This is a genomic window from Sulfurospirillum sp. 1307 (assembly GCF_054408545.1).
This window is the reverse complement of sequence record NZ_CP176011.1, coordinates 1,554,174-1,569,222: the sequence shown is the minus strand read 5'-3', so window position 1 is coordinate 1,569,222 and position 15,049 is coordinate 1,554,174. Positions and strand designations below refer to the sequence as shown.

General features: G+C 31.6%; 15 protein-coding genes. 9 read left to right on the top strand and 6 right to left on the bottom strand.

All coding sequences use genetic code 11. From position 1 onward, the window contains the following. Positions 1-203: 203 nt before the first annotated feature. The 7 genes from ACKGJI_RS07930 to glpK are packed head-to-tail and all read left to right on the top strand — an operon-like array spanning position 204 to position 7,599. On the top strand, positions 204-1,310 hold the full coding sequence (locus ACKGJI_RS07930; protein WP_458699751.1) for an ABC transporter ATP-binding protein: 1,107 nt from the start codon (positions 204-206) through the stop codon (positions 1,308-1,310). Position 1,311: 1 nt separating this feature from the next. Continuing rightward, a complete protein-coding gene (locus ACKGJI_RS07925) occupies positions 1,312-2,391 on the top strand; it encodes an ABC transporter ATP-binding protein (RefSeq protein ID WP_458699750.1) in 1,080 nt (359 codons plus the stop codon). Beyond that, positions 2,391-3,263: a carbohydrate ABC transporter permease gene (locus ACKGJI_RS07920; RefSeq protein ID WP_458699749.1), complete on the top strand. Its 873-nt coding sequence runs from the start codon at positions 2,391-2,393 to the stop codon at positions 3,261-3,263. Before ACKGJI_RS07925 ends, ACKGJI_RS07920 begins: the two co-directional genes overlap by 1 nt. Beyond that, positions 3,263-4,087 carry a carbohydrate ABC transporter permease gene (locus tag ACKGJI_RS07915; RefSeq protein ID WP_458699748.1) on the top strand — a complete coding sequence of 275 codons (825 nt, stop codon included), beginning with the start codon at positions 3,263-3,265 and terminating at the stop codon, positions 4,085-4,087. The genes ACKGJI_RS07920 and ACKGJI_RS07915 overlap by 1 nt, the downstream gene beginning before the upstream one ends. Before the next feature lie 9 nt (positions 4,088-4,096). Beyond that, positions 4,097-4,375, top strand: a complete 279-nt coding sequence (locus ACKGJI_RS07910) for a DUF2160 domain-containing protein (RefSeq protein WP_458699747.1) — start codon at positions 4,097-4,099, stop codon at positions 4,373-4,375. 48 nt (positions 4,376-4,423) lie between these two features. Continuing rightward, on the top strand, positions 4,424-6,133 hold the full coding sequence (locus ACKGJI_RS07905) for an ABC transporter substrate-binding protein (RefSeq protein WP_458699746.1): 1,710 nt from the start codon (positions 4,424-4,426) through the stop codon (positions 6,131-6,133). Between the two features lie 56 nt (positions 6,134-6,189). Then, a complete protein-coding gene (glpK, locus tag ACKGJI_RS07900; protein ID WP_458699745.1) occupies positions 6,190-7,599 on the top strand; it encodes a glycerol kinase GlpK in 1,410 nt (469 codons plus the stop codon). A gap of 36 nt (positions 7,600-7,635) precedes the next feature. Here the strand turns inward: glpK and ACKGJI_RS07895 are convergent, their stop codons facing one another. Continuing rightward, positions 7,636-8,499, bottom strand: coding sequence for an IS3 family transposase (locus ACKGJI_RS07895; RefSeq protein WP_458701702.1), 864 nt, complete (start codon positions 8,497-8,499; stop codon positions 7,636-7,638). An 11-nt stretch (positions 8,500-8,510) separates the two neighbouring features. Then, on the bottom strand, positions 8,511-8,825 hold the full coding sequence (locus tag ACKGJI_RS07890; protein ID WP_458699524.1) for a transposase: 315 nt from the start codon (positions 8,823-8,825) through the stop codon (positions 8,511-8,513). 186 nt (positions 8,826-9,011) lie between these two features. Between ACKGJI_RS07890 and ACKGJI_RS07885 the strand changes: the two genes are divergently transcribed. Then, the gene (locus tag ACKGJI_RS07885) at positions 9,012-10,595 is read left to right on the top strand and encodes a glycerol-3-phosphate dehydrogenase/oxidase (protein WP_458699744.1); all 1,584 of its coding nucleotides are present in this window, start codon (positions 9,012-9,014) and stop codon (positions 10,593-10,595) included. Between the two features lie 12 nt (positions 10,596-10,607). Then, positions 10,608-10,883, top strand: a complete 276-nt coding sequence (locus tag ACKGJI_RS07880; protein WP_458699743.1) for a hypothetical protein — start codon at positions 10,608-10,610, stop codon at positions 10,881-10,883. A 15-nt stretch (positions 10,884-10,898) separates the two neighbouring features. Here the strand turns inward: ACKGJI_RS07880 and ACKGJI_RS07875 are convergent, their stop codons facing one another. The 4 genes from ACKGJI_RS07875 to ACKGJI_RS07860 all read right to left on the bottom strand — a co-directional run bounded on the left by ACKGJI_RS07875 (position 10,899) and on the right by ACKGJI_RS07860 (position 14,966). Then, on the bottom strand, positions 10,899-11,948 hold the full coding sequence (locus ACKGJI_RS07875; RefSeq protein WP_458699742.1) for an AbrB family transcriptional regulator: 1,050 nt from the start codon (positions 11,946-11,948) through the stop codon (positions 10,899-10,901). 96 nt (positions 11,949-12,044) lie between these two features. Next, positions 12,045-12,878: a bifunctional helix-turn-helix domain-containing protein/methylated-DNA--[protein]-cysteine S-methyltransferase gene (locus ACKGJI_RS07870; RefSeq protein ID WP_458699741.1), complete on the bottom strand. Its 834-nt coding sequence runs from the start codon at positions 12,876-12,878 to the stop codon at positions 12,045-12,047. Beyond that, positions 12,875-13,732, bottom strand: a complete 858-nt coding sequence (locus ACKGJI_RS07865) for a DMT family transporter (protein ID WP_458699740.1) — start codon at positions 13,730-13,732, stop codon at positions 12,875-12,877. The genes ACKGJI_RS07870 and ACKGJI_RS07865 overlap by 4 nt, the downstream gene beginning before the upstream one ends. Positions 13,733-13,796: 64 nt before the next feature. Further along, positions 13,797-14,966, bottom strand: a complete 1,170-nt coding sequence (locus ACKGJI_RS07860; RefSeq protein ID WP_458699739.1) for an aminotransferase-like domain-containing protein — start codon at positions 14,964-14,966, stop codon at positions 13,797-13,799. Between the last annotated feature and the right edge of the window lie 83 nt (positions 14,967-15,049).

Below are 15,049 nucleotides of genomic sequence, written 5' to 3'. Positions count from 1 at the left end.
CACTATAAAATGGCTGTTTTAACTAAAATATTTTACAATTTAAAATTCAAAAAAATATGTTAAGACTGTTTTTATATAAAAAATATTTTAAATTTTATTAACAATACTTTGTCATTTTATTAAATCTATGTGTATTAAATATAAATAAAAATTTAAGTTTTCTGTGTTACCATTGAGTTAAGTAAATCGGAGGGGAGGGCAATTTGTCTTTAGAACTCAAAAATATTTCGATGGTTGTCAATGGTATGACACACATCTACAATACGGATTTAACCCTAAAAGAGGGTACAATGAATGTTTTGCTAGGTAGAACACAATCTGGTAAAACAACATTGATGAGGATTATGGCTGGTTTAGATATCCCTACTACAGGGAGTATCTTTTGGAATGGTAAAGATGTTACTAAAGCTAGAGTGCAAGATAGAAATGTTGCCATGGTATACCAGCAATTTATTAACTATCCATCTCTAAGTGTTTATGAAAATATTGCTTCACCATTAAAAATTATGAAAATGTCTAAATCTGAAATAGACGAAAAAGTAAAAAAAACCGCTGAATTATTGCATCTTAGCAATCAGTTAGATAAAAAGCCATTAGAGCTATCAGGTGGACAACAACAAAGGTGTGCCTTAGCAAGAGCACTTGTAAAAAATTCTGGTTTGGTTTTACTAGATGAGCCATTGGCAAATTTAGATTATAAATTAAGAGAAGAGTTAAGAGAAGAAATTCCTAAAATTTTTAAGGAATCTGGTGCCATTTTTGTATATGCAACTACTGAGCCAGAAGAAGCGTTATTGCTAGGTGGTAATGTTGCAACTCTTTGGGAAGGAAGAATTACTCAATATGGGAAAAGTGATGAAGTATATCATTTTCCAAATTCTACTACAACTGCAAGAATATTTTCCAATCCATCTATGAACTTTTTTGATTTTACAAAAGAGGGTGATTATATTTCTTTTGGAGATAATGAAAAAGCTATTGCTAGCAACACTTTAAAAGATTTGAAAGATGGAAAATATATAGCTGGTTTTAGACCAAACTATTTGGATATTGAAAAATATTCTAATGATGCTATGAAGATAAAAGCTCATTTAAATGTAACAGAGATTACAGGTTCTGAGACTTATTTGCATTTAAGTCATAAGAATAATCATTGGATTGGCTTAGTTGAAGGTGTTAAAAAGTTAAAGTTTAATTCTGATATTGAAGTTTATCTTGATACTAGACATATATATGTATTTTCTCCTGATGGGAAAGTGGTTACTTCTGCACTTTCTTCAATTGAAAATTATAAAAAAGAGGAGTCTTAATATGGCAAAAATTATATTTGAAAATTTGGCTCACTCTTACTTACCTAATCCAAAAACGAAAGATGATTATGCTCTACAAACCCTTAATCTTGAGTGGGAAGATGGTGGAGCTTATGCACTTTTGGGACCTTCAGGCTGTGGAAAATCTACACTTTTAAATATCATTTCTGGAATTATTACACCCTCACAAGGAAGGTTGTTGTTTGATGATAGAGATGTAACTTTTGCTGAAACTGTAGATAGAAACATTGCACAAGTTTTTCAATTTCCTGTTGTGTATGATACTATGAGTGTGAGAAAAAATTTGGAATTTCCACTTAGAAATCGAAATGCAGATCCTGAGTATATCAAAAAAAGAGTTGAAGCTGTAGCAAAATCTATTGGAATGGAAGATATTTTAGATAAAAAAGCCAGTGGTTTAAGTGCTGATGCAAAACAAAAAATTAGCCTTGGAAGAGGTATGGTTAGAGAAGATGTAAATGCAATTTTATTAGATGAGCCTCTAACTGTTATCGACCCTCATGTAAAATGGCAGTTACGTACGCAATTAAAAGCATTACATGATGAGTTTAATCATACGATGATTTTTGTTACTCATGATCAAACTGAGGCATTAACATTTGCTGATAAAGTTGTTGTTATGGACAAGGGTGTAGTTGTTCAAATAGGAACTCCTGAAGAGTTGTTTGAAAAGCCAGCACATACTTTTGTTGGTTATTTTATAGGCTCACCTGGAATGAATATATTTGATGCAAAAATTGATGGAAATGTTGCATATATTAAAGATAAAAAAATAACATTATCTAAAAAATATAGTAATTTAAGTGGGAAGATAGAACTTGGTATACGACCAGAGTTTTTGAAGTTAAGTAAAGATGATGGTGATTTAGAAATTGAAATTGTCAATATAGAAGACATTGGTTATCACAAAATAGTAAGAGTAAAATTTGAAGATATTACTATGAGTATTATTGTAAAAGAAGATAGCCCGATTACAAAAGATATAAAATTTGTATCTTTTGATGTTGAGCATACTTTTGTATATAGTGATGGATGGTTAGTTGAAGGAGAAAAGTTATAATGAATAAAACAGTAAATCAAAAAGCATGGTTTTTAGTTCTTCCAGTTTTTATTTTGGTTGCATTCTCGGCAATTATTCCGCTTATGACAGTTGTTAATTATGCTTTTCAAGATACTTTTGGAAACAATCAATTTTTTTGGGCAGGATTAGATTGGTTTGATCAAATCGTTCATTCTCAAAGGATGCATGAGTCTTTAGGAAGACAAGCATTGGTTACAACTTTGATTTTGCTTATTGAGATTCCTTTAGGTATATTTATAGCATTAAATATGCCTAAAAAAGGTTTTTGGGCATCTTTTTGTTTGGTTGTTATCGCTCTTCCCTTACTTGTTCCTTGGAATGTTGTAGGAACAATTTGGCAAATTTTTGGAAGAAAAGATATCGGATTGCTAGGACATACTTTAGCTTCAATGGGTATAGAGTATAACTATGCGCAAGATGTTTTATCAGCTTGGATTACCATAGTAGTTATGGATGTTTGGCACTGGACATCTTTGGTTGTTCTTTTATGTTATGCAGGTCTTCAATCAATTCCTGATGCTTACTATCAAGCTGCAAAGATTGATCAAGCTTCAAGATGGAGTGTTTTTAAATACATTGAACTTCCAAAAATGAGTGGAGTTCTTTTAATTGCAGGTTTACTTAGATTTATGGATAGTTTTATGATTTATACTGAACCTATGGTTTTAACTGGAGGAGGCCCTGGAAACTCTACTACATTTTTATCAATAGATTTAGTAAACATGGCTTTAGGACAGTTTGATTTAGGTCCAGCTTCAGCTTACTCAATTATGTACTTTTTAGTTATCTTGTTAGTCTCTTGGGTATTTTTTACTGTTATGACTTCAATTGATAAGAAAGGAAATGTGTAATGAATAATAATACAAAAGATAAAAAAATAACAAAATCTTCTTTTATTATGTTTTTATACATACTGTTTTTAATGATCCCATTATATTGGTTGTTAAATATGAGTCTAAAAACAAATGAAGAGATACTTAGTACATTTTCTTTGTTTCCAAATCATTTAACATTTGATAATTATATAACGATTTTTACAGATCCTGGCTGGTATATGGGATATATCAATTCAATGACATATGTTGTTATAAATGTAATTATTTCTTTAGCAGTTGCACTTCCTGCAGCTTATGCATTTAGTCGTTATTCGTTTGTGGGAGACAAACATTTGTTTTTTTGGTTGTTGACAAATAGGATGGCACCACCTGCAGTTTTTGCATTACCATTTTTTCAGTTATATTCTAGTGTAGGATTGTTTGATACTACTTGGGCAGTTGCATTGGCTCACACACTCTTTAATGTTCCTCTTTCAGTTTGGATACTTGAAGGATTTATGAGTGGTGTTCCAAAAGAGATAGATGAGACTGCTTATATAGATGGATATAGTTTTGGTAAATTTTTTACTAAAATTTTTACGCCTCTTATTGCTTCTGGTATTGGAGTTACAGCATTTTTCTGTTTTATGTTTTCTTGGGTTGAGCTTTTATTAAGTAGGACACTAACATCAGTTGATGCAAAATCAATTGGTGCGACTATGACAAGAACAGTTTCTGCTACAGGAATAGATTGGGGTGTTTTAGCAGCTGCTGGAATTTTGACAATAGTTCCAGGTGCATTAGTTATCTATTTTGTTAGAAATCATATCGCTAAGGGCTTCGCCCTAGGTAGAGTTTAGGAGGGATTGATGAATTTATCATGGATGGCATGGACACCACAAACTGCAGCATTTTTTATACTTATTTTTGTTACGCTAGTTATTATGACGATTTTGGCAATTAAAAAACCTGAAGTGCCAAGAGTTGGAATACTAAAAATTGAAACAACAAGGGGGGATAGACTTTTTCTAAGCTTACTTGGCTCAGCTTTTATATCAATCGGCTGGCTTTGGATGTTTGGTCCACCAATATATGGTGGTTTGATAGTTTGTTTTTTTTACGCAGTAGCCGTTTTTTGGTTAGTGTAAAATTTGGCATATTGTATGATATTCGGTATTTAATCAAAAGGAGTAAATATGATTAATTCAAGGATTAAGAAAATTGCATTGGCTTTAAGTGTCGTTATGGCATCAAGTACTGCTGCATTTTCTTCAACAGATGTAATTGACAAGTTAGTAGATGAATTTCAACCATCTTCACTAACCAAGGCTGAGCAAAAAGATGAGTTAAAATGGTTTCAAGATGCTGCTAAACCTTTTAAGGGAATGACTATAAAAGTTGTATCTGAAACAATTACTACTCATGTATATGAGAGTAAAACTTTAGCAAAAGCATTTTATGACTTAACAGGCATAAAAGTAATTCACGATTATATTGGTGAAGGCGATGTAATCGAAAAGTTACAAACTCAGATGCAAACAGGAAGAAATATTTACGATGCTTTTGTAAATGACTCAGACCTAATAGGAACTCACTGGAGATATAAGCAAGTTAGAAACCTAACTGATTGGATGAAAGGTGAAGGAAAGGATGTAACAAATCCAAATTTAGATTTAGATGACTTTATAGGTCTTTCTTTTACAACTGGACCTGATGGAAAAGTTTATCAGTTGCCTGATCAACAATTTGCAAACCTTTATTGGTTTAGATATGATTGGTTTACTGATCCAAAAATAAAAGCTGAATTTAAAAAAGAGTATGGATATGAGCTAGGTGTTCCAGTTAACTGGTCAGCATATGAAGATATTGCTAAGTTTTTTACAGGTCGTGTGATCGATGGTAAAAAAGTTTATGGTAATATGGATTATGGTAAAAAAGATCCATCTTTAGGTTGGAGATTTACTGATGCTTGGATGTCAATGGCAGGTATGGGTGATAAGGGTGAACCAAATGGACTTCCCGTTGATGAGTGGGGAATTAGAGTAAATGAAAAATTCCAACCAGTAGGATCATGTGTTGATCGTGGTGGTGCTACAAACTCTCCTGCAGCTGTTTATGCAGTTAAAAAATATATTGAATGGTTGAAAAAATATTCTCCACCAAGTGCAGCAGGTATGGTTTTCTCTGAAGCTGGACCAGTTCCTGCTCAAGGACAAATTGCACAACAAATGTTCTGGTATACAGCATTTACAGCTGATATGGTAAAGCCTGGCTTACCTGTAGTTAATGAAGATGGTACTCCAAAATGGAGAATGGCTCCATCACCTCATGGTGCATATTGGCAAAAAGGAATGAAAGTTGGTTATCAAGATGCAGGTTCTTGGACATTGCTAAAATCAACTCCAGTAAAAAGAGCAAAAGCTGCTTGGTTATATGCTCAATTTGTAACTTCAAAAACAGTTGATGTTAAAAAATCTCATGTGGGTTTAACTTTTATCAGAAAATCAACTATTAATGATAAATCATTTACAAAAAGAGCTCCAAAACTTGGTGGTTTAGTTGAGTTTTATCGTTCCCCTGCTAGAACTGCATGGTCACCAACTGGTGTAAATGTTCCTGATTATCCAAAATTAGCTCCACTATGGTGGCAAAATATTGGTGATGCTTCAAGTGGTGCAAAAACTCCACAAGCAGCATTAGATTCACTTTGTAAAGCTCAAGAAAAAGTTCTTAAAAGAATTGAGCGTTCAGGTGTTCAAGGTGATATTGGACCAAAACTTGGCAAAGCAAAAGGTGCTGATTATTGGTTGTCACAACCAGGTGCTCCAAAAGCTAAGTTAGCAAATGAAAAGCCAAAACCTATAACTATCTCATATGATGAATTAGTTAAGTCTTGGAAAAAATAAAATTTTATTTTAGCGTGGGAGTATTCCCACGCTTTTAGTAAAAAAGTAGGAAAATTATGAAATACATTTTAGCAATTGACCAAGGTACAACTTCTAGTAGAGCTATATTGTTTGATGAGAATATGCAAGTTGTTAAGATTTCTCAAAAAGAGTTTGAACAACACTTTCCAAATTCAGGGTGGGTAGAGCATAATCCTGAAGATATTTGGGAGAGTGTATTGTTTACATGTAAAGATGTGATAAAAGATATCAATGTTAATGATATTGTATCTATTGGTATAACAAACCAAAGAGAAACTACTGTTGTTTGGGATAAAAATACAGGAAAAGCTGTATATAATGCAATAGTATGGCAAGATAGAAGAACTTCAAAATATTGTAATTCTTTAAAAGAAAAGGGTTACGAAAATATAGTTAGAGAAAAAACTGGATTACTCCTTGATCCATATTTTTCTGGAACAAAGTTAAAATGGATACTAGATAATGTAAAAGGGGCAAAGCAAAAGGCAGACAAAGGAGATTTGCTTTTTGGAACTGTTGATTCATTTTTGATTTGGAGGCTAACAAAAGGCAAGGTTCATGCAACAGATGCTTCAAATGCTGCTAGAACAATGCTTTTAGATATAAAAAAAGGTATTTGGGATAAAGAAATATGTGATATTTTAGAAATTCCGATGCAATTGTTACCAGAAGTCAAAGATAATGCTGATGATTTCGGTTTTACTTCAGAAGATTTTTTTGGTGTAAAAATACCTATAAATGGAGTTGCAGGTGATCAGCAATCAGCAGCAATTGGACAAGCATGTTTCAAACCAGGTATGTTAAAAGCAACCTATGGTACAGGGTGTTTTGCTATTTTAAATGTTGGGGATAGCATGGTTTTATCAAACAATAAGCTTTTAACTACTGTTGCTTATAGACTTGATGGAAAAATAACTTATGCACTAGAAGGATCGATTTTTATAGCAGGCGCAGTTGTGCAGTGGCTAAGAGATGGATTAAAGATTATTAGTGAAGCAAAAGAGAGTGGAGAATTAGCTAAGAGGGCAGATGAAAATCAACAGTTATATATAGTACCAGCTTTTACAGGACTTGGAGCTCCTTATTGGGATGCTGATTGTAGAGGCGCTATATTTGGGCTTACAAGAAATTCTGGTCCGTGTGAGTTTTCAAAAGCTGCATTACAAAGTGTTGGTTATCAAACAAGAGATTTGATTGAAGCTATGCAAGCAGATATTGAATCATCTAAAGAAGCTCATATAAAAGCTTCAGTTTTAAGAGTAGATGGAGGTATGTCAGCATCAGATTGGACTATACAATTTTTATCTGATATTTTAGGCTTAGAAGTAGATAGACCTAAAGTTTTGGAAACTACAGCACTTGGTGCTGCTTGGTTGGCTGGAATGAATCAAGGTTTATATCCAAAACAAGAAGGGTTCTCAAAAAGTTGGTCACTTGATAAGTGATCTGTCAACAGTATTTAGGACATAAAATTTTATATTCTACATAGCTATTTCTTTTTGTAACATTACTTCTTCAAATTCATAAGGTGACATGTAATTATTAGAAGAATGTAAACGCTTTCTATTATAAAAAATTTCTATATACTCAAATATTTTTTCATTGGCTTGAGCTCTTGAAATAAACTTTTCATGATGGATAAGTTCTGTTTTAAGAGAGTGAAAGAAACTCTCTGCAACAGCATTATCCCAACAATCACCTTTCTTACTCATACTTTGAGTAATACCATATTTTTCTAAAATAGCCTTATGTTCGTATGAAGCATATTGGCTACCTCTATCAGTATGATAAACAAGTCCTTTCTTAGGCGTTCGTCTCTTTATTGCCATAATCAATGCATCATTTACAAGAGAAGTGTGTAAAGAGTGACTCATAGACCATCCTACAACCTTCCTGGAATAAATATCAAGCACTACTGCTAAATAAAGCCATCCCTCATAAGTTGGCACATATGTAATATCTCCAACATATACTTTATTAGAGTTGTTCGCATAAAAGTCTCTCTCAAGATGGTTTGGTGATATAGGTAATTTATGATTGGAAGTAGTAGTTATAACTTTATATCTTCTTTTCATCTTCACTTTTAAACCAAGCTGGCTCAAGGACTTTTGTATTTTTCTACGAGATACAATAATCCCATATCTCTTCTCTAGCACTACTTTTAGTCTTCTTGTGCCATATGTAGCTCTTGCCTCTTCAAAAATCTTTTGCAAAAGGTCATTTAAAGGTTTATCTACCTTATTTACTATAGAACCATTTTTTATCCATATATAATAACTGCTTCTTGTAACTTGAAACAATCTACACATTAGTTTTATTGAGAAACTCTTCCTGTGCTCTTTAATCCATGCATACTTTAGAGAGTTTCTTTGGCGAAGTATGCGGCTGCCTTTTTTAAAATTTCTCTCTCCTGTTTAAGTATCTTATTCTCAGCCCTTAAACGCTTGAGTTCTTCTTCATGGGACTCTTTCAAAGAATTAGTCTTCTTAAAATGTGCACCTCTTCCTTCAATCGGAATATTGTTTTTTATTTTATAAGCTCTTATCCAGCTATACAAGGTTTTTTCATGAATACCCAAATCATCAGAAACTTCTCGAATGGATCTTGAATTATTTAAAATTAACTGCACTGTTGAAGCTCTAAACTCTTCACTATATTGACTTCTTGACATAATCTTCCTTCTATTACTAATTTTAACTCAGAATTACTTAATTTCTGTGTCCTATTTAGTGTAGCCAGATCAAAGAGATTTAAGCCTAGTATGGATAAAGATAAAAGAGAAGAATTATACTCTGGTTGGAAGGATTCAGTTAGTAGAACTCTTTCAAAATAAAAATATATTTTAGGAAAAATATTTATGCAAAAAAAAGATTTTGACATTATTGTTGTTGGTGGTGGTGCAACTGGGGCTGGTATTGCTCTTGATGCTACGCTAAGGGGTTATAGATGTTTGCTGTTAGAAAAAAATGATTTTGCAGAAGGTACAAGTAGTAGAAGTACAAAGTTGGTTCATGGCGGTGTTAGGTATCTAGAAGCTGCTGTTAAAAAGTTAGATAAAGATCAGTATAATTTAGTAAAAGAGGGTTTAAAAGAGAGATATATCCTTTTAAAAAATGCACCTCATTTAGCTCATAGTATTACTTTGGTTACACCTCTTTATAAGTGGTATGAAATTCCCTATATTTATATTGGTTTGGCACTATATGATTTGATTTCAGGTAAAAGAAGGCTTGGAAAAAGTCAGATTATTAGTAAAGAAGAGATTAAAAAGATTTTTCCTAGTGTTAAAAAAGATGGATTAAAAGGTGGAGTTAGATATTTTGATGGTGCTTTTAATGATGCTAGAATGGTAATATCTTTACTTCAAAGTGCTACAAAATTGGGTTGTATTGTTAAAAATTATCATGAAGTTGAAGACTTTATTTATGAAGATGAAAAAATATCAGGTGTACTTGTAAAAGACAATTTAAGCGGTGAAAAGCATACATTTAGTTCAAAAATAGTAATAAATGCAACTGGAGCATTTTGCGATAAATTAAGATTAAAAGATAATCAAAATGCAAATAGTATAGTTGAAGCAAGCTCTGGAATTCATATAGTTTTAGATAAAAAGTTCCTTCCTAACAATGAAGGATTGATGATACCTGAAACTGAAGATGGAAGAGTTTTGTTCATGCTTCCGTGGATGGATAAGTGTTTAGTTGGAACAACTGATGAAGAATCAAAAGTAGTTGATCATCCACAAGTCAAAGAAAAAGATGTTGAATATCTTTTAAGGCATATGAGAAAATACTTTGATATAAAGATTGAAAAAAGTGATATCTTATCTTCTTGGTGCGGACTAAGACCTCTTGTTTCGCTAGAACATACAGAAAATACAAAAGAGGTTGTAAGAGAACACTATATTGAAGTATCAAAAAGTTCTCTTATCAGCATTGCTGGTGGAAAGTGGACCACTTATAGAAAAATGAGCGAAGAAGTAGTAGATAAGGTTGATTCAATTTTAAAATTAGATGGAATCAAAGATTGTAAAACACAAGAGTATAAATTAGTAGGTAGCCACATAGATTTAGACAGCGTAAAAAAATCTATACAAGCTGAATGTAAAGATAGCGCAATTTGTGAACATTTATATAAAACTTATGGTGCTAATTCTTTTGAAGTACTTGAATATGCTAAAAAATATGGTTTTAATAGACTTCATGAAAATTATGATATCATTGAAGCTGAAGTTTACTATGCACTTGAGCATGAGTTCATTAAAAAGCCACTTGACTTTTTAGTTAGAAGGGTATGTTTAGGACTTATTGATATGGAAGTTTCTAAAAATATTTTATATAAAGTTTCTGATATAATGAAAAATCATTTTTCATGGGATGAAAAAAGATTAGAGGATGAGATAAATTTGGCAATAAGTCATATAGAAGAAAATAGATTGTAAATAAGGATTATTTTGGAAGTATTTATAGTAGTTATTTTAGCTTTGTTTTTGTATCTGTTAATAAAACCAAAAAGTTTAAGAAAAGAACCTAAAAGTAAAGAACAAAAACAACAAGAGATAATTAGTATGTACGAACAAAAGTTAAAAGAGGGGTTGAGAGATGTAAGTAAAGATGATTACATCAAAACAAAAACCGCTCTTTTAACTAAAATATCTAAAGAACTACACAATAATCTTTTTTTTGATGAAGATGAAGTAAAGCAAATTATACAAGAATTGGCTAAATAAATTTAGAAATAGCATTTAATTATTTGTTATTTTTTTGGCAAATAGTGGAGCTATACCCATAACTAAAAAAAGTCGAAAAACATGATGTAAAGCAACATAGGGTAGGTTCACTGATATAACGATGGCTATAAGATTTATTTCGGCTTGACCACCAGGAGAAAAAGCTAAGATAATCGACAGTGGATCAAAATGAGTTAACAAAGAGACTATAAAGGTAAAAAAAGCACCTACTGCTAGAAGTATCATAAAGTAACCAAAAGTGCTAAGTATAGTTGTTACAATCTCTTTAAAAGGCACTCCTCTAAAAACAAATCCAACAGAAGTTCCTAGTATGATTTGAACAAGTTTGATAACTTCATCAGGTGGACGAGAAGTTACCCAGCCATTTAAAAAAGCTATCATACTCACAAGCATAGGCCCGATGATAAAAGGAGCTGAGATTTTAGATTTTTTTGCTAAAAATACACCTATAACGGCCAATCCAACTAAAATAAGCATATCTAACACATCTACATCTTTTATAGGGGTTGTAATAGTTCTATTGCCATGTAAACTTATGCCTCCTACAATTTCTATGATAAATGGTAAAGAAAATACGATCAGAAGAAGTCTTGTGGATTGAAAAAGAGTAACTTTGTATATATTTGCGCCCATTGTTTCACCAATAGCAATCATCTCTAAAAGTCCACCTGGCATTGCACTAAAAAAAGAAGTTACCTTATCATGCCCCAAAATTTTCCAATAATAATACATACCACAAATCGCAATCACAACTACAAAAGGTAAAATCATAACTAAACTAACAACATAATTGCCCACATATTTGATTATTTCAGGAGTAAAAGCACTTCCTATCATAAGTCCTAAAATAGACCTTGCAGCGGGAGAGAGCATCTTTGGATTTTTTGCAGGAATAAAAGTAAATCTTGAAGCTATTGCCATAGCTGTTATAGAGCCAAGAAGCCAAGGAAGAGGAAGCTTTAAGTATATAAATATAATTGCACCTAAAAGTCCAATGCAAAGAGATAAAGCTACATGTAAAAAAGGTAATAGTTTTTTTAACAACAAATTTCCTTGGAAATCATAAAGTATAATTTAGTATTTTACTTTTTTTAGCTTTATATATAGCTTTTTATAGTCTTGTTTTGTTTGTTATATAAATTAAGTAAGCTTTGATTCTTCATAAGCTAATAAAATCTTTTTTCTATGTACTCCCCAACGATATCCACCCATAGCAGCACTTTTTGCAATAACTCTATGGCAAGGAATTAAAAAAGCTACATGATTTGAACCAATGGCACTAGCAACTGCCCTAACTGCTTTTGGTTTATTGATCATTTGTGCTATTTGAGAATATGTTTGTATTTTTGCATATGGAATTTGTAAAAGTGCTTTCCAAACATTGATTTGAAAATTTGTACCTTTAACAAATAACTTTATCTCTCTTGATCGTTTAAAAACATTATCAAGTAAATTTTGTGCAGCGTTGTTGTTAAGTATAAACTGTGCATTTTCCCAAGTACTATATAATCTTTGTTTTGCTTCATCTTCTATATAATCACAAAATTCTAATGCACAGATACCTCTTTTTGTATTTGCTATTAGTGCTTTTCCAAATGGAGTGTATCCAAAACCATAAGTAATTAGTATAGTTTCATCCATCTTTTTATATTCACCAGGTGTAATACCTGAAAACTTAACAAAGAGTTCGTGCAATCTACTTGAACTTGTAAGACCAACATCATAAGTTGTATCAAGTATAGATTTTGTACTCATCAATCGCTTTTTAGCATGTTCAAGTGTTGTTGCTTGTAAAAATTGTATAGGGGTTATGCCTGCATACTCTTTAAATACACGGCTAAAATGATATTTACTCATGCCTACATGTAAAGATAGTTCATCTAAATTTGGCTGTAACATGTAGTTTTTATCTATATATTCAATTGCTTTTTTAATAATATTATAATGTTCACTTTGCAATTGGAATGTGTTCATGCTTTTTCCTTGTTGATAAAATATAATGAAACAAATATGAGTAAAGCTCCAAAAAGCATATTTAATGTAAATACTTCATTCAAGAAAAAAACTCCTAAAAATGATGCAGTAATAGGGATTAAATATGTTACCAATAATAGCTTTACTGCACCAATGCTTGCAAGTAGTTTAAAATATATTATATAGGCTAAAGATGTAGAAAAAATAGCTAAAAGCAAGACATCTTTAAATTTCCAGAAATTATCATATGATACTTGATTTATAGAAGAAAAAAAGACTACATATAAAATAAATGAACTTGAACTTAACATACCAAAAACATTAAATATAGGGTTGTTATTAGCTAGTTTTTTACCAAAAATCCCAGCAAATGCATAAGAAAGTGCTCCTGCAATTGCAAAGAGTCCTGCAATTTGAAAACTTCCAAAAGAAGTTGGTAAAAGTAAAACTATTATACCAATAAATCCAATCAAGATTCCTATAGATTTTAAAGTAGTTGCTTTTTCATCTTTAGTAAAAAAGTGCGCTAAAATAGCAGTAAATATAGGAGTTGTAGCATTAAACAATGATGCTAGTGATGCGCTAATGCTTTCTTGGGCATATGTTATTGCTAAAAAAGGAATTACATTATTTAAGCAACCTATTACTAAAAATGAATACCATAGTTTAATATCAAAAGCAATTTGTATTTTTTTTATTAGTAGAACCAACAATATAAAAATAGCAGCAAAAAATACACGAAAAAAGACAAGTTGCTCATACGAAAAGAACAATAATGCTTTCTCAATAAAGAAAAATGAACCACCCCACAAAATCGAAAGTAAAAAAAGCAAAGAGTAGTTGCCTAAACTCATTGGAATCCTTCTTTTTTAAAGTAAGTATATTTTATATTGATTTAAAATGTCAATCCAAATCTTGCTAAAATAGTAAAAAATGTGTTTTATATATATCATATGCTTTTTTTAACCTTTTTACGCCAATTTTTATATCTTTACATGTAGCATTTGTAAAGTTCAATCTGGCATATGTAACTTCTCTATTACCCTTAAAAAAAACAGATCCAGGTACGTAAGCAATGTTTTTCTTTATGGCAGTATCAAAAAGTTTCATAGTATCAATGTTGTCATTAAACTTTATCCAAAAAAACATACCTCCACTTGGTATTTCAAACTCGATTTCGTCTTTAAATTCTTCTTTTAAAGCATTTGCCATTGCATCTCTTTTTAGCTTATAATTTTCTATCAAATTCTTTACATGTAAAGCTAAACTACCGTCTTTCATCATCTTTGCTACAATGTATTGAAAAAACTTTGGACTTTGAAGGTCTGTATTTTCTTTCATGCTTTGAAATACTTTTAAAAACTTCTCATCTGCTCGCATCCACCCAAGTCTAAAATCTGGCACAAGTGTTTTAGAAAATGTTCCTAAACTCACACTCAAATTTGGAAGTAGTTCTTCAAAACTAAGTTCATTTGTTTTTTCATATTTAAGAGCATTATAAGGGCTATCTTCGATTATTAGAACATCATATTTTTTAGCTAGTCTTGCAACTTCTTTTTTGCACTCTTCATCCCAACTCCACCCAGTCGGATTTTGAAAAGTTGGAATCGCATAAAAAAACTTAGGTTTTTTAGTTTTAAAGATTTCTTCAAGCTCTTTAGTATCTACCCCTTTACATGTAAGGCTAACTTCTTGTATATCGGCATCATATAAAGCAAAAAGGTTTAGTGCTGCAAGGTAACTAGGAGCTTCAACCACTATGCAGTCACCTTCGTTTATAAAAGCTTTACAAAGTAAGTCTAAGCCTTGTTGTGAACCTGTTGTTATGAGGATTTGTTCTTTATTTGAGTTTGCATAAGTCTTTGCTATCTCATCTCTTAACTCATCTGCTCCAAGAGCTGAGCTATACTGATAGAGTGGTTTTTTTAAGTACTCATCTGTATTTTTCTTTATCATTTCATATGGAAACAGTGAATCATCAGGAAGGCCACCAGCAAAAGAGATTATCTCATCTTTTCCTATAATATCTAGTATTTTTCTTGTAAATGACCTTGGCGCATTTTGTACTCTTTTTGCGAATCGTTGCATATTTAATCCTTTGTGAAAGTTTATCTACATGTAAAGTTTATATCTACATAAAAAATAACTATAATTTTGTCGAAATGTGCTAT